The organism is Nonomuraea harbinensis (genome assembly GCF_019396385.1).
Classification (GTDB): domain Bacteria; phylum Actinomycetota; class Actinomycetes; order Streptosporangiales; family Streptosporangiaceae; genus Nonomuraea; species Nonomuraea ferruginea.
In genome coordinates, this window is record NZ_JAHKRN010000009.1 from 32,642 (window position 1) to 49,295 (window position 16,654).

Sequence of the window (16,654 nt, forward strand, 5' to 3'; positions counted from 1 at the left end):
AACTCCCTCTGACACGGCGTTGGGGGCAATGTACGAGCCCTTTACCGGCTGTGGGAAGAGTCGTGACGTTTATTTGATCTATTGCCCGGGTTGGAAGCGCGGCGCGCACATCGCCGCCAATTCGGCGACCGGCACCACCCCGGCCTGGCTGCCGTCGCGCAGCCGCACCGCCGCCCCGCCGCCGGCGGCCTCGCGCGGTCCCACGACGAGCTGGAAGGGAACCAGCCGGTTGGCCCTGATCCGGGCGCCGAGGGTGCCCCGGCCCGGCTCGACGAGCTCGGCCCGCATCCCCGCCGCCACGCAGCGCCGTACCACGTCGCCCGCGGCGGGCAGCTCGGCGTCGGACAGCGGCAGCACCACCGCCTGCACCGGCGCCATCCAGGCGGGGAACGCGCCGCCGTGCACCTCGATCAGGTGGGCCACCAGCCGCTCCAGCCCGCCCACCACGCTGCGGTGCACCATCACCGGCCGGTCGCCGCCCGCGTACTCCAGGTCGAAGCGCTCCGGCTGGAAGGAGTCGACCTGCACGGTCGACAGGGTCGACTCGCGCCCCGCCGGGTCCGCGATCTGGATGTCGATCTTGGGGCCGTAGAAGGCGCCCTCGCCGCGCTCCTCGTCGAAGGCGCGCCCGCGCCGGTGGAGCACCTCGCGCAGGATCGACTCCGAGCGGTCCCACATCTCCGGGTCGTCGACGAACTTGGCGCCCTCGCCGCGCAGCGACAGCCGGTAGCGGGCGGCCTCGATGCCGAGCTGGGCGTGCGCGGCCTCGATCAGGTCGAGCGCGGCCGACACCTCGCCGGCCGCCTGCTCGGGCCGGCAGAACACGTGCCCGTCGTTGAGCTGGATGGCCCGTACCCTGGTCAGCCCGCCGAGCACGCCGGACAGCTCCGAGCGGTACATGCCGCCCAGCTCGGCGATCCGCAGCGGCAGGTCGCGGTGGGTGCGCGGGCGGGAGCGGTAGACGAGCGCGTGGTGCGGGCAGAGGCTGGGCCGCAGCACGAACTCCTCCCCGCCCACCCGCATCGGCGGGAACATGTCCTCGGCGTAGTGCGCCCAGTGCCCGGATCGCTCGTACAGCTCGCGCTTGCCCAGCACGGGCGAGTTGACGTGCTGGTAGCCGTTGCGGCGCTCCAGTTCGTACACGTAGTCCTCGACGGCCTTGCGGACGGCGGCGCCCGCGGGCAGCCAGAAGGGGAGCCCGGAGCCGATCAGCGGGTCGGTGTCGAAGAGGCCGAGCTCGCGGCCGAGTCTGCGGTGGTCGTTCATGATCGTCCTTCGCGTGGAAAGGGCGAACGACCGACTCTCCCGGGCATTCGCCCGGGAGCAGGAATCAGCGCGCCGGGACGGGGTCCGGCGTCGTCGTGACGAGAGCGCGCTGCATGGGTCCGACGATAGCAGCCTGACTCTCGCGTCCGCCCCCGGAAAATTCGGCAGTGGTATAAAGAACCGTGGCCGAGATCACCCTGAACGTCCGCCAGCTGCAGGCGTTCGCCGAGGTCGGCTACCAGGTGGCCGCGGGAGCCGGGGCCCACGGCGCGATGACCGCGCTGCGCGAGGTGGTGCCGGTCGACGCCTACGAGTTCGTCGCCTTCGACCCCGCCACCGGCCGCCACGAGAGCGTCGTGTCCGACGGGCACCGGCGCGTCGACGGCGACGCCGCCGAGGAGTACACCGGGCTGGAGGCCTACCGCACGGCGATGGCCACCCGCCGGCCGGTCGTCATGCCGGAGCCGGGCACCGAGCTCTACTTCCGCCGCCATCTGGCGCCCTACGGGTGGCGGGCGGGGCTGACGGCGCCGCTGTTCCTGGCCGAGGGCCGCTACACGGGCCTGCTCCACCTGGCCGCCCGCGACGCGTTCCCCGCGCTGACCGGTCGGCTGGTGACGGCCGTGAGCCCGATGCTGGCGCACGTCACCGACCTCACCCGGTGCGTGATCGACCCGGTGGGGCTGCCGCCGGGGTTCCGCGCGGTCGCCTTCGACCGGGCCGGCATCTCGCGCGAGGTCCCCGGGCGGCCGGTCTCCGAAGTGCTGCGCGACGATCCGGCGATGCCCGCCTACGCGCGCGCGTTCATCGACTCGCGCGAGCTCGGCCGGCACGGCCTCTGGCTCGACCGGAGCGGGCAGTGGCACGAGACCCGGCTGCTGCGCGCCGGCGTCGGCTACCAGGGCTCGCTGCAGGGCGCGGTGGTGGCCGAGCGGCCCTGCTCCCTGCCGTACGACCTGACGGGGCGCGAGGTGGACGTGCTCACCCGGGTCGCGGCCGGCGACTCCAACCCGCAGATCGCCGCCGCGCTCGTGCTCAGCGTCCGCACCGTCACCACCCACCTCGAGCACATCTTCGCCAAGCTGGCCTGCGACAGCCGCACCCGGCTGACCACGAAGGCGCTGGCCGAGGGCCTGTGCCGGCTCGACGTCTAGACCGGCTCGTCTAGAACCGGCTCTGTCAGACCGGCTCGGCCGCCCAGCCGGCCGGCACCGTCACCAGCAGCAGCTCGAACCAGACCGTCGTGGTCCCGTCGCCCCGGGTATAGCCCCAGCGGTGGCTGAGCGCCTCCAGCATCGGCAGCCCGCGCCCGCTCGTCGCCCGCGGGTCGGCGCCGCACACGCACGGCGGGCCGTCCGAGCCCGCGTCCTCGACGCACACCAGCACCGTCGCTCCCGTCGCGCGCAGCCGCACGGTGAACGAGCCGCCCCCGCCCGAGCGGGTGTGCAGCACCGCGTTCGTGGCCAGTTCGCTGATCAGCAGCGCGCAGTCGTCGTGCAGCGGGTGGTCGCGGCCGAGGGTGCCGGTGACCAGGCCCCGCGCCCTGGCGACCGCCGCCGGGTCCCCGGGGAAGCGCATCTCGAGGTCGTGCTCGGGCTGATGGACGTCCGGTCGTGTCACGCTGACCCCCCGTTTCGGCGACGTTGTTCGACGCGCGAACCCACCCCCGCGGATTATCGCGAAAAGGTAGGAATCGCCTTTCCGGCGATCGGCTGTCGGGGTGCCGCGCCGGACCTTGTACGCTGCGATCGACGAGTCGACTAGGAGGGGTGCCTGGGTGAGCAGCCTGGAGGCCGTCTGGGTGCAGCGGTACGACCACCCGGGGGCGGCGGTCGTGACCGGAGTTTTCGACATCCTGCACGTTGGCCACGTGCGCTATCTCGGAGAGGTGGCCGCCCGGGGGCTGCCCCTGGTCGTCGGCGTCGAGGACGATCCTCGCGTACGGGCGTGGAAGGGCCCCTCGCGGCCGTTCAATCCGGCGGTGGAGCGGGCCGAGGTGCTCGCCGCGCTGCGCGCGGTGACCGGCGTGTTCATCGTCACCGGGCCGCCGGAGGCGCACGCGCCGGAGCACTACATCGATCTGCTGGCGCCGATGCGGCCGGGCGCGCTCGCCCACACCGCCGGCGACCCGCACGCCGGGGGCCGCCGCGCCGCCGCGGCGCTGCTGGGGGCCGAGTGCTGGGAGATGGAGGCCATCCCCGACCGCTCCACCACCCGCATCGTCAACGCCGCGGGCAAGGGGTAGCCCGGCCTCTCCCGTACGGCGGCCGGGATGGGAAGACACCTGGCCCGGCGTCACCGGGGTGCGGAGCATGATCGCGTACCCTCCTGACATGACGTCCGATCGGCTCGCGCGCGGGGTCACCGACCTGCTCGCCCCGCAGGTCCTGGTGATCTCCATGCCGCCGGCCATCGGCCTGGTCGCCCAGGGCTGGACGGGGGCCGCGTGGGGGCTGGTGGCGTCGGTGCTGTGCGGGGGAGTGCCCGCTGCGGTGATCGCCGCCGGGGTGCGGTCGGGCCGCCTCGACTCCCACCACATCGTGGATCGGGCGAGCCGCCCGGGGCCGCTGCTGGCCGCCGTCGCGGGCGTGCTGGGCGCGCTGGTGCTGCTGGCCTGGCTGGGCGCGCCGCGGCTGCTGCTGGCCGCCGTGACCGCGATGCTCGCCGCGCTGGCCGTGACGATCCCGGTCACGTTCCGCTGGAAGATCTCCTTCCACGCCGCCGTGTGCGCGGGCACGGTCGTGGTGCTCGCGTACGTGCTGCCCGCCGTGCCGGTCCTGCTGGCCGGGGCGGCGGTGGTGGCGCTGGTCTGCTGGGCCAGGGTCCGGCTGGCGCACCACACCCCTGCCCAGGTGGCCGCGGGCACGGCCGTGGGCGCGCTCGTCACGTGGGCGACGCTGGCGGCGTTCGGGGTGGAATAGCCCCGCGGGAGCCGGGGTTTGCGTGGGTATGGATGCCGTGAGCCGTGGCCGGGTCCGCGTCGAGCCCTCGGCCAAGCGTGTCAGGATCTTTCTCGGTGGACGCCCGGTCGCCGACACCACCCGTGCCCTGCTGGTGTGGGAGGTGCCCTACTACCCGGCCTACTACGTCCCGCTGGACGACGTCCAGGCCGAGCTCAAGCCGACCGGAGCGGTCGAGCGCTCGCCGAGCCGGGGCGACGGGGTCGTCCACACGGTGACGGCGGGCGGGAAGGAGGCGGCCGACGCCGCCGTCACGTACCCGGACTCGCCGCTGGAGGCGATCAGGGGTCATGTCCGCTTCACCTGGGACGCCATGGACGCCTGGTTCGAGGAGGACGAACAGGTGTACGTGCACGCCCGCAGCCCCTACACCCGCGTCGACATCCTCCCCAGCTCCCGCCACGTCCGCGTCGAGGTCGCGGGCGTGACGGTGGCCGACTCGCGGCACGCCCGCATCCTGTTCGAGACGGGCCTGCCGCCCCGCTACTACCTGCCGAAGACGGACGTCCGGCTGGACCTCCTGGAACACACCGGCACCGTGACGCACTGCCCCTACAAGGGCACCGCCGAATACTGGTCGGTCAACGGCGAGAAGGACCTGGCGTGGTCGTACCCGACCCCGCTGCCCGAGAGCGAGCGCGTCGCCGGCCTGATCGCCTTCTACGACGAGAAGGTCGACGTCTACGTCGACGGCGAGCTTCAGGAACGCCCCAAGACCGTCTTCGGTTGACAGGCCGGGGCCGAGTCCATCACCCTTTCACTACTTCATTAGTGAAAGGGTGTTATGATCGAGTTCCAGCTCGACCGCGGGTCGGGCGTCGCCACGTACCTCCAGCTCGTCCACCAGGTCAAGCACGCGCTGCGGCTCGGCACGCTGCGCCCCGGTGACCAGTTGCCCACCGCGCGGGAGGTCGTCGAGAAGCTGGCGATCAACCCCAACACCGTGCTCAAGGCCTACCGGGAGCTGGAGCGTGAAGGGCTCGTGACGGGCCGGCCGGGGCTCGGCACGTTCGTGGAGCGCGGCTTCGGCGGGGCCGGGCTGGCCGAGCACACGCGGCTGCGGCGGGGGCTGGCCGCGTGGGTGCGTGAGGCCAGGGACGCCGGGCTGGACGAGGAGGACCTGCGGGCGCTGTTCGCCGCCGTCCTCTCCGACGCCTCCCGGGAGGGCGTGGCGTGAGCGCGCCGATCCTGGAGGTGCCCGTGCTGGAAACCACAGGGCTGGGCGTGCGGCGCCGGCGCGCGTGGGCGCTGCGCGACTGCTCGCTGTCCGTGCCCGCCGGGCGGGTCGCCGCGCTGGTCGGCCCCAACGGGGCCGGGAAGACCACGCTCATGCTCGCCGCCGTCGGCCTGCTCGCGCCCGACCGGGGACACGTCTCGGTACGGGGGACCGCCGCGTTCGTGGCCCAGGACAAGCCGCTGTACGAGTCGTTCACCGTCGGCGAGCTGCTGGAGTTCGGGCGGCGGACGAACACCCGCTGGGACGGCGAGGGCGCGCGGGCCCGGCTGGACGTGCTGGGCGTCCCCCTCGGCCGCAGGGCGGGCAGGCTGTCCGGCGGGCAGCAGGCGCAGGTCGCGATCACCCTCGCCCTGGCCAGGACGCCCGACCTCCTGGTCCTGGACGAGCCGCTGGCCAACCTCGACCCGCTGGCCCGGCACGACGTGATGCGCACGCTCATGGGCGAGGTGGCCGGGCGCGGCCTCACCGTGCTGCTGTCCTCGCACGTGATCGCCGACCTGGAGGACACCTGCGACTGGCTGGTCGTGCTCAACGGCGGCCGGCTCCAGGTCAGCGGCGACATCGACGACCTGCTGGCCGGCCATCTGCTGCTGTCCGGCCCGGCGGAGGCGGCCGAAGGGCTGGAGGCCGTCTCCGCGACCGGCACCGGCAGGCACGCCACCCTGCTGGTCCGCGGCGACCGCGCGCTCGGCCCGCGCTGGAGCACCCGCCGTCCGAACCTGGACGAGCTGGTCATGGGCTACCTGCGCAGCCCTCAGGCGGCGGCGCTGCCCGGCCCGGCGGGGGTGGCGCGATGATCTGGGTCACCTGGCGCCAGCACCGGGCGCAGCTCCTGACCACCGCCGGCTTCCTGGTCCTGCTCGGGCTGCTGCTGCTCGGCTCCGCGACCGAGGCCCGGAGCTATGTGTCCGGCTACTTCCCTGACGGCTGCCCCGCCGGTTTCGCCCACTGCGGGTCGGTCGAGGTGGCGGTGGGCCTGGGGGAGCGGTACGACGCCGTCTACACGCTGTTCGGCTGGATGCCGCTGGTGCTGCCGGCGCTGATCGGCGCGTTCTGGGGGGCGCCGCTGCTCGGCAGGGAGTACGAGCGCGGCACCCACCGGCTGGCCTGGACCCAGTCCGTGCCGGTGCGGCGGTGGCTGGCGGTCAAGCTCGGCGTGCTGGGCGGCGCGGTGGTGGCCGGCGGGCTGCTGCTGTCGCTCATGGTCAGCCTGTGGCGTCCGGTGTTCAGGGAGGGGATCGACTCCGGGTTCGGCAACATCGGGGTGTTCAACATGACGGGGGTGGCGCCGGCCGCGTGGTGGCTGTACGCGTTCGCGGCCGGAGGGTTCGCCGGGACGCTGTTCAGGCGCACGCTCCCGGCGATGGCGCTGGTCGTGGCCGGGGTCGCGGCCACCATGTTCACGCTGTTCGCGCTCAGCGACCACTACGCGCCGCCGGACCGGGCCGTGCTGTCGGGCACGGTCGTGCTCGACGACCCCGACGCCCGGCTGGTCGGCGCCACCTGGGTGGACCCGTCGGGGCGGGCGGTGGACGACCCCGCCGCCTGCGAACGAGGCCTCGACACCGGGCGGAGCAGCGCGAAAGCCGAGGCGTGGCAGGACTGCCTGTTCGCCGAGGGCTACGCCTACGCCGTCACCTACCACCCGCCGGAGCGGTTCTGGCGCTTCCAGTGGACGGAGGCGGGCATCCTGGTGGCCGCCTCCGCCCTGCTGTGCGCCCTCACCGCGCGCCGCGTGCTGCGCCGCCGGGGGTGAGACCGTCAGGTGAGCAGTCTGGCCAGCACCCTCGTGCCGAACTCCAGCCCCGCCACCGGCACCCGCTCGTCCTTGCCGTGGAACATGCCGAAGTAGTCGAGATCCGGCCGCAGCATGAGCGGCGCGAACCCGTACCCCTGGATCCCGAGCCCGGCGAACGACTTGGCGTCCGTGCCGCCGCTCATCACGTACGGCACCGGCCTGGCCAGCGGGTCCTCGGCCGCCAGCGAGCCGGCCAGCTCGTCGAAGAACGACGACGGGTACGGCGCCGCCGGGGCGTCCTCCAGGTTGACGAACTCGCGGGTGATCTTCGGGCCGAGCAGCTCGTCGAGCGTCTCCAGGAACTCCTCCCGCAGCCCCGGCAGGTAGCGGCCGTCGACGTGCGCCTCGGCCGAGGAGGGCACCACGTTCACCTTGTAGCCGGCGGCCAGCATCGTCGGGTTGGCCGAGTTGCGGATCTGGGCCTTGAACAGCTCGCCCAGCGGGCCGAGCCGGGCCGCCTCGGAGTCCAGCCGGTCCAGGTCCACCGGCTGTCCGGTGATCGCCGACAGCTCGCGGATGAGCGCCGCGACCGGCGGCGTGAGCCGTACCGGCCACTGGTGTGCGGCCAGGCGCGACAGCGCGTGCGCCAGCGTGGCCACCGGGTTGTCGACCGGAGGCTTGGAGCCGTGACCGGCCACGCCGTGCGCGGTCAGCTTCATCCAGGCGGTGCCGCGCTCGCCCACCGCCACCGGGTAGACCCGGTGGTCGCCGGACGTGACGCTGAACCCGCCCGACTCGCTGATCGCCTCCGTCACCCCGTCGAACAGCTCACGGTGCTCGGTCACCGCGTGGCGGGAGCCGTAGTCGCCGGTCGCCTCCTCGTCCGCCAGGAACGCCAGCACCAGGTCGCGCTTCGGCCGCTGCCCGCGCGCCCGCATGCCGAGCACGGTGGACAGGGTCATCGCGCACGAGCCCTTCATGTCGACCGCGCCCCTGCCGTACACGCAGCCGTCGACGATCTCGCCGGAGAACGGGTGCATCCGCCACTCGGCCGGGTCGGCGGGCACCACGTCCAGGTGGCCGTGGATCAGCAGCGCGTCGGAGGAGTCGCCGGCCATCCTGGCCACCACGGTCGTGCGCCGGGGCGCGGACTCGAACACCTCCGGCTCCAGCCCGGCGTCGGCCAGCAGCGTGGCGACGTACTCGGCCGCCGGGCGCTCGCCGGAGCCCGGGTTGGTGGTGTCGAACCTGATCAGGTCCGAGCAGATCTCGGCGACGCTCTTCACTTCCCGCCCTCCAGCTTCAGCGGCGCGACCTCGGGCGTCTCGAACCCGAACAGCTGACCGTAGAAGGCCAGCTCGGCCTCCAGCGCCGCGACGATGGTCTCCTCCCTGCGCCAGCCGTGCTGCTCGCCGGGGAAGGTGAGCAGCGCCCACCGCTTGCCGTGCCGGTCCAGCTCGGCGACGAACCGCTCGGCCTGGCTCACGTCCACGATCGCGTCCTCCAGCCCGTGCAGCATCAGGCACGGGCCGGACGCCCGGTGCGCGTGCAGCAGTGGCGAACGGTCGGTGTAGCGCTGCCGCGTCTCCGGCAGCGGCCCGATCAGCCCGTCCAGGTAGCGCGACTCGAAGTCGTGCGTCTCGGCCGCCCAGCTCTCCGGGTCGGTGATCGCGTACTGCGCGACGCCGCCCGCGAACACGTCGCTGTGCACCAGCGCCGCCACCGTCGTCCAGCCGCCGGCGCTGCCGCCCCTGATCGCGATCCTGGCCGCGTCGGCGCGGCCCAGCTCCACCAGCCCGCGCGCCACCTTCGCGCAGTCCTGCACGTCGACCACGCCCCACTGGTGGCGCAGCCGCTCCCGGTAGGCCCGCCCGTATCCGGCGGAGCCGCCGTAGTTGACCTCGGCCACGCCCAGCCCGCGGCTGGTGAAGTAGGCGATCTCCAGGTCGAGCATGACGGGGCTGCTGCCGGTCGGCCCGCCGTGCACGAAGATCACGTACGGGGCCGGGCCCTGGACGCCGAGCGGCGGGTACACGTGCGCGTGCACCCCCTCGATCGTCATCGATTCCGGCTCGGGCAGCAGCGCGCGGTCCGGCAGCGGCCGGGGGGCCGACACGGTCTCCAGCCCGCCGCCGTCGAGGTCGGCCAGCACCACCTCCAGGGGCGAGAACGGGGTCGCGGGCACCGCCGCGGCCTTCCCGCCCGCCGCCGAGACGGTCGAGGCCCAGTGGGTGGCCTCGCCGCCGATCTCCCGCAGCTCGCCGGTGGCCGGGTCGAGCACGCCCAGCCGCCGCCGGTCGGCCGTGCCGTAGACCAGCACCAGGCGGTCGCCGGCGAGCGCCAGCCAGGTCATGCCCGGCTTCCACGGCGCGTTGCCGAACTCCAGCTCCATCGGCGTGAGGTTGCGCCCGCGGACGCCGTCGCGGCCGATCTCGTGCACGTTCCACCAGCCGGTCGGGTCGGTGACCGCGTACAGCGTGTCGTCGTCGCGCCACTCGGCCTGCACGACCGACTCCTCCCGGCCGCCCGCCACCACCGTGTACGGGCCCGCGACGCCGTCGTCGCCGAGCGGGGCGACGCACAGCTCGGTGCCGTCCCACGGCATGTCCGGGTGGTCCCAGCCGATCCAGGCGACGTGGCCGCCGCCGGGGGAGAGACGCGGGTTCATCAGGAAGTGCTGCGCCTTCGCGACCACCCGCACCTCGCCGCCGGAAAGGGGGCCGGAAAGAGGGCCGGAAAGGGAGATCGCCACCAGGTCGCGCACGTCGTCGGTCTCCCGCACCGCCCACACCTCGGCCCGGCCCGGCGGCAGGTAGAGGTCCCCGTAGCGGGCCGGGCCCTCCGGCGTCAGCGGCACCGGGTCGCCGCCGTCGACGCGGTAGACCCGCTGGTCGGCCCAGTTCGTGAACACCAGGCCGCCGCCGGGCAACGGCCGCCACGAGCGGCCCCCGTACTCGACCAGCCGGTTGCGCGCGTTCCAGCCGCCGGGCAGCGCGTCCGCGCGCCCGCCGCCGGGCAGCCCGCGCACCACGCACCGCCGGCCGCCCTCGTGCGGGCGCGGCTCGTCCCACCACACCTCCACGCCCGCGGGCGTGGCGACGGCCTCGACCCACTGGGGGCCGCCGTCGGTGCGGGCCACATCAATCGCTTCAATACTCATGTCTCACCAATTGCCATCGGACTCGGGCAGGGACATCTCGGGTGGGTGCAGGACGTACGTGATGCCGCCGCTGCCGGAACTCCTGAGCCACACGCGCTCGAACGCCGCCCGCGGATACACCCGCCGCACCCGGCCGTCGGGCACGGCCGGGTCGTTGACCCGCACGTCGCCGCCGGCCGTGAAGCCGGTCACCACCATGAGGTTGCCGCTCGTGGAGTAGCCGGACCCGGGCAGCTCGCGCTCCTTGAAGGACAGCGACACCACCACCGGGATCCCGGCGCGGGCGAACCGCTCCAGCTCGGCCGCCGACCTCAGCCGGGTCACGAACCCGCGCAGGCCGTACGAGCCCGCGTACGCCACGTTGAACGGCCAGTTGCCGGTGCCCAGGTAGCTGCGGTCGTAGGTGCCGCGCGCGGCGTGGTCGACGGCCGGGTGGGGGCAGCCGCCGCCCACCCATCCCAGATCGTCGGGCCCGCGGCCCCAGTAGGCCAGCACCATGGACGTCGCGGCGGGGCCGCACCAGTTGGCGCCGCCGCCGTCGTACTCCGGGTGGTGGCCCGCGTGCGCGTGCTGCCAGAGCGCCGGCACGTCCAGCTCCACCGGCTCGCGGCCGGACGGCGGCGAGCCGGACGGGTGCGGCGGCAGCGCCGACGCCATCACCGCGAGCCCGTCGACCCGCGCGCCCGCTCCGCACGCCCGCACCCGGACCCGGTAGGCGGTGACGGGCCGCCGGGCCACGAACGTGTCGACCGCCACGTCGCCGTCGTCGTCGCCCTGGCCGGCCACCGACGTGCGCGGCTCGCCGTGCTCGGACCAGCGGCCCATCACGTACCACTTGGTGCGGCGGCCCTCGGCGGTGACCGCCTGCAGCTCGACCTCGATCCAGGAGCCCGGCGGGGTGCGCGCGGTCCACGACGGCACCAGCTGCGTCGCGGGGAAGCCGATCCGCTGGTCGTCACCGGTCCAGCCGTCCCCGGTGTCCGGGAGCACGGGGGGCGCCGGGGGCACAATGAAGCGGGTGAGGGCGACGCGGGGCCGGTCGACAGTGAGCACCAGCCCCATTGTGGGGTCGCGCCGCAGGTCACGCATCGGATGTTTTACGTACTGGCCTGATTGTCGGTCGTGATCACTATCGTCCGGGCCATGACTCAAGCAGTGCAGGCGTACTCCTACGCCGGGGCCTCCACGCTCGCCGACGGCAGGCTCGGCCTGTCGACCTCCGGCGGCACGGCGCTGTCCGGGCCCCACACGCACCCGAGGTTCTTCAGCGGCCTGCTCACCCAGGCCGCCCCGGCCGCGGCCGGGCTGCTGGCGGTGGCCGACGTGGCGCTGGCCCGCTACCACCAGCCGCGCCCCGGCTGGACCCGCGACCCGGTGGTGACCTGCGACGGCGACCGGCTCAGGTTCGAGTCGTTCTCCGCCTGCGGCGGCGTCTACGCCCGGCTCGACGTGACCGCCCTCGACGGCGAGGTGCTCGACCGCGGCACCACCAACGTCAACGTCAACGGCCCGCTGCGCGAGTCGCTGCGCCGGGTCGGTGGCCGTGACCCGCTCCACCTGGGCGTCGGCCCCGACGAGCTGACCGTCACCACGCTCGACGGCGCCGTGGTGGAGAAGAAGGTGCCGCTGCCCACCCGGTGGCTGCGCGGCTTCGCCGAGGTGCAGGTGATCGCGGCCGGGTTCGACCTGCGGGCGGAGCTGAACGGGCCGCAGGCGGTGCGCTTCCTGCGCTCGCTGCCGCGCCGCGCGCGCGGCGCCGTCTGGGCCGCGCCCGCCGGACGCGACCTGCGCCTGGCCGCCGGCCCCGGCCGCGGCGCCGTCTGCCTGTCGGGCACCGGGCGGATCGTCACGCTCATACCGCTGCTCAGGTTCGCCAAGGCGCTGCGCGTGTACGGCCCCGCGGGCGACTCCGAGCACCAGGCGAGCGCGTGGGAGCTGGAGCTGCCCGGGATGCGCTACACGCTGGCGGTCTCGCCGCAGCCGTGGCGCGGCTTCTCCGGCGAGGGTCAGGTGCTGGAGGACCTGGCCACCGACGAGGCCGCCGGCGACGCCGACCTGATCGGCATGCTGCTCAACTTCGAGCCTGCCGTGGAGATCGGGCTGCTCGCCGACCGCTCCGGCCTCCCGCCCGCGCGGGTGCGCGCCGCGCTCACCCAGCTCGGCACCGCCGGCCGCGTCGGGTACGACCTGCACGACGCGTCCCACTTCCACCGCGAGCTCCCGTACGACCGCGACCAGGTCGCGGAGCTCAACCCGCGGCTCACCGCGGCCCGCGCCCTGGTGGAGTCGGGCGCGGTGCGGCTGGAGGGCGACCACGCGGAGGTCACCACGCCGGGCGGCGTCCGCCGGGTCGCGGTCGGGCCGGGCTCGTGCACCTGCGAGTGGTGGTTCGACCACCGCGGCTCCCGCGGCCCGTGCAAGCACGTGCTCGCCGCCAGGATCGCCGCCCGCGCCACCGCGGAGACCCCCGTCTGACACGGCCCCGGGTTCAGGCGTGTCGCCGTGTCGTAGGGCCGGCCGGGCTACAGGTAGAGGCCGGTGTTGTCGTCGGACGCGGCCGGGGTGAAGGTGCGGCCGGTGCGGAGCGCGTACAGCTCGGCGAGGGTCGCGCCCGACGGGCCGATGCCGTCGGAGGAGCCCAGCCAGGCGACCGCCTCCTCGCGCGACAGCGGGCCGACCTCCAGCTGCGCCAGGCAGCGGCCGGGACGCACGACGGCGGGATGCAGGCGGGTCAGATCCTCGTTCGTGGTGATCGCCACCAGCACGTCGCGGCCCTGGCCGAGCAGGCCGTCGGTCAGGTTGAGCAGCCGCGACAGGCCCTGGCCCGCCTGCGACTTGGCCGACGCGCTGATCAGCTCGTCACAGTCTTCGAGCACGAGCAGCCGCCAGCGCTGCTTCTCGTCCTCGTCGTTGTCGTAGCCGACGGCCACCTCCATCAGGTAGCCGGGGTCGTCGAACAGCCGCTCGGGGTCGAGCACGCAGTCGACCTGACACCAGTCGTGCCACTGCTTGGCCAGCGTGCGCAGCAGCGTCGTCTTGCCGGTGCCCGGCGGGCCGTGCAGCAGGAGGAGGCGGCCGTTCACGTCGCCGGGAGTGATCGTCATCAGGTCGGCCAGGCCGCCGCGCACCCGCTCGGCGTAGTTGCCGCTGATCTGGTCCCACGGCTGGGCGGTGATCGGCTTCTCCGACCGGTTGCCGCCGTGGGAGCCGCGCCACCAGAAGCCCATCTCCACGTGGTCGGTCTCCGGCGCGGCCTCCTCGGCGCCGGCGACGCTCTCCTTGAGCACGGTGCGGGCCAGGTCTTCGCTGATCGCGCTCACGCTCAGGGTGGCCGAGCGGTTGCGGTGCCTGATCACCCGCAGGGTCCAGCCCTCGCCGCAGATCAGCCGCGACTCCATGCCGTCCTCGACCATGGCGGTGCGCACCACGCGGCCCTCGGCGGGGCGCAGCGGCGCGTCGGCGCGGACCCGCTCCAGGCTGGCGACCCGCGACCACGGCTGCAGGCCCGTCGCGAACGGCGACAGGGCCAGCGCGTCGATCACGTCGACGGCCGAGTCGGAGTCGTCGAGCCAGATGTTCATGGGAAGCTCGGCGTCTTCCGGGCTGGGGAACGGCACCTCCCTGATGACAGACATGGGGTCTATGATCACATCCTCGGGTGCGCGTGTCGAAAACTTTAACCTGCTCGCTTCAGCTCACCGTCACTTTTTCCGCCCATCGGCATGGTCAGCCGGTAATCCGCCTCGTTGTCGTCGGTGCGCTCCAGCGTCACCCGCATGCCGCCGGCGCTGTCGTACACCGCGCACAGACCGCCCAGCCCGCCGAGCCGGAACGACAGCTTCTTCTCCGACACCTCCGTCACCTGGAGTGTGCCGGTCTCGCAGCCCGCGTCCTCGCCGGGGGCGTGCCAGGTGCCGGTGCTCTCGCCCTCCTTGAGGGTGATGGCGACGGGTTCGTCCTCGAACTTCCTGTCCAGCATCTCGCTGTCGGCGGTGCCCTCCCACGTGCCGGCGAACGCGGCCGGGATCCGCAGGTCGCCCCGGCCGCTCTGAGCCGGTGAGCGGGTGGGCTCCTGGCGCACGGGCTCCTCGGCCTGGGTGGACTCTCCGGCTCGGGTCGGCTCACCGGCCGGGGTGGGCTCCCCGCTGGGGGACGGCGGGACCGTCGTGGAGACGGTGTTCTGTGTGGGAAGGGCGGCGGTGTCCCTCGCGCCGAGGTACGTCCACAGCAGCGCCGCGCCGCCGGCCGCCAGCGCCACCACCACGGCCAGCGCGCCGACCAGCACCGCCCTGGAGCGCCCGCGCCCCGGCCCGGTGGTGAGAGCGGGGGCCCCCGGCCCTGTCCGATCCACCCTCCGCCCTTCGCCAGTACCCGTCCCGGTGGGGCCGTCGACCGGGCCGGGGGAGCCGGGGTTGACCAGTTGGACCATGAGGGAGGGGGCGGTGGGGCGCAGGGCCGGGTCCTTGGCGAGGGCCGAGGCGATGGGGCCGCGCAGTCGCGGGGGGAGCGGTCGCAGGTCCGGTTCGGTGTGCAGGACGCGGTGGAGCACGGCGGGGACCGTGTCGGCGCCGAACGGGCTCACCCCGGTCGCCGCGAACAGCACCGTCGCCGCCCACGCGAACACGTCGGAGGCCGGGGACGCCGGGGCGCCGCCGATCTGCTCGGGCGACAGGTAGGCGGGGGTGCCGATCAGCCCGGACGTCATGGTCGCCGCCCCCTCGGCCCTGGCGATGCCGAAGTCGACCACCCGCGGCCCGTCCGGCCCCAGCAGCACGTTGGCCGGTTTGAGGTCGCGGTGCACGATGCCGGCCGCGTGGATCGCCGCCAGGGCCGTGGCCGTGCCGATCGCCACCCGCTCCAGGTCGCCGCCCGCCAGCGGCCCCCGGTCGCGCACCCGCTCGAACAGCGAGGGGCCGTCGATGAACTCGCTGATCACGTACGGGCGTGGCCCGTCGGTCGAGGCGGCGAGCACCCGCGCCGTGCAGAACGAGGCGATGCCCTCCAGGGCCGCCAGCTCGCGCGCCAGCCGCGCCCGCGTCTCGCGGTCGCCCGTGCTCAGCAGCTTGATCGCGACCGGCTCGCCGGCCTCGGAATGCGCCAGGTAGACGACGCCCTGCCCGCCCTCGCCGAGCCGCCCGGCCAGCCGGTAGCCGCCGAGCTCGGCCGGATCGCCGGGCGTCAGGGGAGTCGCCATGGTTCGTTACGTTACAGGTCGCCCCGGTTCGCCGGTATGGTGATCGATCTCTCCGCCGGGGCGTCGGGGTGCTCGCCGGGCGCTGATCCGTACCTGGAAGCTGCGCTAGCGTTCGGCGGGTGAGGACCATCGACTGGGTGGACGGCGCCGTCGAGCTCGTCGACCAGACCCGGCTGCCCGACGAGTGCGTGACCCTGCGCGTCGAGACCGTGGACGAGCTGGTCGGCGCCATCCGCAGGCTCTCCGTGCGGGGCGCGCCCGCGCTCGGCGTGGCGGGGGCGCTCGGCGTGGTGCTGGCCCGCGGCGACCAGGACGCCGTCGCCCGGCTGCGCGCGGCCCGGCCCACCGCCGTCAACCTGGCCTGGGGCGTCGACCGGGCCGCCGCCCGCATTCCGGAGGGGCCCGAGGCGGTGCTGGAGACGGCGCTGCGCATCAGGGACGACGACATCGCGGCCTGCCACGCCATGGGCGAGCGGGGCGCCGAGCTGCTCGAAGGCGACCGGCTGCGCATCATGACCGTGTGCAACACCGGCGGCCTGGCCTGCGTCGAGCGGGGCACCGCGCTCGGCGTCGCGCAGACCCTGCACGAGCGCGGCAGGCTCGCCGAGGTCCTCGCCCTGGAGACCCGCCCCCTGCTGCAAGGGGCCCGGCTCACCGCCTGGGAGCTGGCCAGGATGGGCGCGCCGCACCGCCTCGTCACCGACGGCGCCGGACCGTACCTGCTGGCCAGGGGAGGCGTCGACGCGGTGCTGATCGGCGCCGACCGGATCGCCGCCAACGGCGACACCGCCAACAAGATCGGTTCGTACGCGCTCGCGCTCGGCGCGGAGCGGGCCGGGGTGCCGTTCATCGTCGTCGCCCCCGAGAGCACGATCGACCCGGCCACCCCGTCGGGCGAGCACATCGAGATCGAGGACCGCGGAGCTGACGAGATCGTGGCCTTCCGCGGCACGCGCGTGGCTCCCGAGGGCACGGACGCGCTCAATCCCGCCTTCGATGTGACACCACATGACCTGATCACGGCGATCGTGACGGAAGAGCGGGTCATCCGGCCATAGGTAAAATCAACCGAATATCCTCACCTGAATGAGGCAGGACG

At 74.1% G+C, this 16,654-nt stretch carries 16 protein-coding genes; 9 read left to right on the forward strand and 7 right to left on the reverse strand.

Going from position 1 to position 16,654, the window contains the following annotated elements:
• Nucleotides 1–78: 78 nt before the first annotated feature.
• The gene (thrS, locus tag KME79_RS11915) at nucleotides 79–1,440 is read right to left on the reverse strand and encodes a threonine--tRNA ligase (RefSeq protein ID WP_308248891.1); all 1,362 of its coding nucleotides are present in this window, start codon (nucleotides 1,438–1,440) and stop codon (nucleotides 79–81) included.
• A gap of 8 nt (nucleotides 1,441–1,448) precedes the next feature.
• On the opposite strand from thrS, the gene KME79_RS11920 reads away from it, so the two are divergent.
• Nucleotides 1,449–2,420: a helix-turn-helix transcriptional regulator gene (locus tag KME79_RS11920; RefSeq protein ID WP_219544489.1), complete on the forward strand. Its 972-nt coding sequence runs from the start codon at nucleotides 1,449–1,451 to the stop codon at nucleotides 2,418–2,420.
• Nucleotides 2,421–2,445: 25 nt separating this feature from the next.
• Here the strand turns inward: KME79_RS11920 and KME79_RS11925 are convergent, their stop codons facing one another.
• A complete protein-coding gene (locus KME79_RS11925; RefSeq protein ID WP_308248880.1) occupies nucleotides 2,446–2,886 on the reverse strand; it encodes an ATP-binding protein in 441 nt (146 codons plus the stop codon).
• Between the two features lie 157 nt (nucleotides 2,887–3,043).
• On the opposite strand from KME79_RS11925, the gene KME79_RS11930 reads away from it, so the two are divergent.
• The 6 genes from KME79_RS11930 (at nucleotide 3,044) to KME79_RS11955 (ending at nucleotide 7,219) form a co-directional block, all read left to right on the forward strand.
• Nucleotides 3,044–3,511, forward strand: a complete 468-nt coding sequence (locus KME79_RS11930; protein ID WP_148032533.1) for an adenylyltransferase/cytidyltransferase family protein — start codon at nucleotides 3,044–3,046, stop codon at nucleotides 3,509–3,511.
• Between the two features lie 88 nt (nucleotides 3,512–3,599).
• Complete coding sequence (locus tag KME79_RS11935; RefSeq protein ID WP_219544491.1) at nucleotides 3,600–4,187, forward strand: phosphatase PAP2 family protein; 588 nt, start codon at nucleotides 3,600–3,602, stop codon at nucleotides 4,185–4,187.
• A gap of 28 nt (nucleotides 4,188–4,215) precedes the next feature.
• Nucleotides 4,216–4,956: a DUF427 domain-containing protein gene (locus KME79_RS11940; protein WP_148032531.1), complete on the forward strand. Its 741-nt coding sequence runs from the start codon at nucleotides 4,216–4,218 to the stop codon at nucleotides 4,954–4,956.
• 54 nt (nucleotides 4,957–5,010) lie between these two features.
• Entirely contained in the window at nucleotides 5,011–5,403 is a 393-nt protein-coding gene (locus KME79_RS11945) for a GntR family transcriptional regulator (protein WP_148032530.1), read from the forward strand.
• Nucleotides 5,400–6,260, forward strand: a complete 861-nt coding sequence (locus tag KME79_RS11950) for an ABC transporter ATP-binding protein (protein ID WP_308248881.1) — start codon at nucleotides 5,400–5,402, stop codon at nucleotides 6,258–6,260. Before KME79_RS11945 ends, KME79_RS11950 begins: the two co-directional genes overlap by 4 nt.
• A complete protein-coding gene (locus KME79_RS11955) occupies nucleotides 6,257–7,219 on the forward strand; it encodes an ABC-2 membrane transporter-related protein (RefSeq protein ID WP_219544493.1) in 963 nt (320 codons plus the stop codon). Before KME79_RS11950 ends, KME79_RS11955 begins: the two co-directional genes overlap by 4 nt.
• A gap of 5 nt (nucleotides 7,220–7,224) precedes the next feature.
• Here the strand turns inward: KME79_RS11955 and KME79_RS11960 are convergent, their stop codons facing one another.
• The 3 genes from KME79_RS11960 to KME79_RS11970 are packed head-to-tail and all read right to left on the reverse strand — an operon-like array spanning nucleotide 7,225 to nucleotide 11,423.
• Nucleotides 7,225–8,487: a M20/M25/M40 family metallo-hydrolase gene (locus KME79_RS11960; protein WP_219544495.1), complete on the reverse strand. Its 1,263-nt coding sequence runs from the start codon at nucleotides 8,485–8,487 to the stop codon at nucleotides 7,225–7,227.
• On the reverse strand, nucleotides 8,484–10,361 hold the full coding sequence (locus tag KME79_RS11965) for a S9 family peptidase (RefSeq protein WP_246639710.1): 1,878 nt from the start codon (nucleotides 10,359–10,361) through the stop codon (nucleotides 8,484–8,486). Before KME79_RS11965 ends, KME79_RS11960 begins: the two co-directional genes overlap by 4 nt.
• 3 nt (nucleotides 10,362–10,364) lie before the next feature.
• Entirely contained in the window at nucleotides 10,365–11,423 is a 1,059-nt protein-coding gene (locus tag KME79_RS11970) for a C39 family peptidase (RefSeq protein WP_219544624.1), read from the reverse strand.
• 81 nt (nucleotides 11,424–11,504) lie between these two features.
• Here KME79_RS11970 and KME79_RS11975 point away from each other — a divergent pair, with 81 nt between their 5' ends.
• The gene (locus tag KME79_RS11975; protein ID WP_219544496.1) at nucleotides 11,505–12,836 is read left to right on the forward strand and encodes an SWIM zinc finger family protein; all 1,332 of its coding nucleotides are present in this window, start codon (nucleotides 11,505–11,507) and stop codon (nucleotides 12,834–12,836) included.
• A 47-nt stretch (nucleotides 12,837–12,883) separates the two neighbouring features.
• Here the strand turns inward: KME79_RS11975 and KME79_RS11980 are convergent, their stop codons facing one another.
• Together KME79_RS11980 and KME79_RS11985 are read right to left on the reverse strand one after the other, a co-directional pair.
• Complete coding sequence (locus tag KME79_RS11980; protein WP_148032526.1) at nucleotides 12,884–13,996, reverse strand: DUF5925 domain-containing protein; 1,113 nt, start codon at nucleotides 13,994–13,996, stop codon at nucleotides 12,884–12,886.
• A gap of 41 nt (nucleotides 13,997–14,037) precedes the next feature.
• Entirely contained in the window at nucleotides 14,038–15,555 is a 1,518-nt protein-coding gene (locus tag KME79_RS11985) for a serine/threonine-protein kinase (protein WP_219544497.1), read from the reverse strand.
• Between the two features lie 119 nt (nucleotides 15,556–15,674).
• Between KME79_RS11985 and mtnA the strand changes: the two genes are divergently transcribed.
• On the forward strand, nucleotides 15,675–16,613 hold the full coding sequence (gene mtnA / locus KME79_RS11990; protein WP_148032524.1) for an S-methyl-5-thioribose-1-phosphate isomerase: 939 nt from the start codon (nucleotides 15,675–15,677) through the stop codon (nucleotides 16,611–16,613).
• The last annotated feature ends 41 nt before the right edge of the window (nucleotides 16,614–16,654 follow it).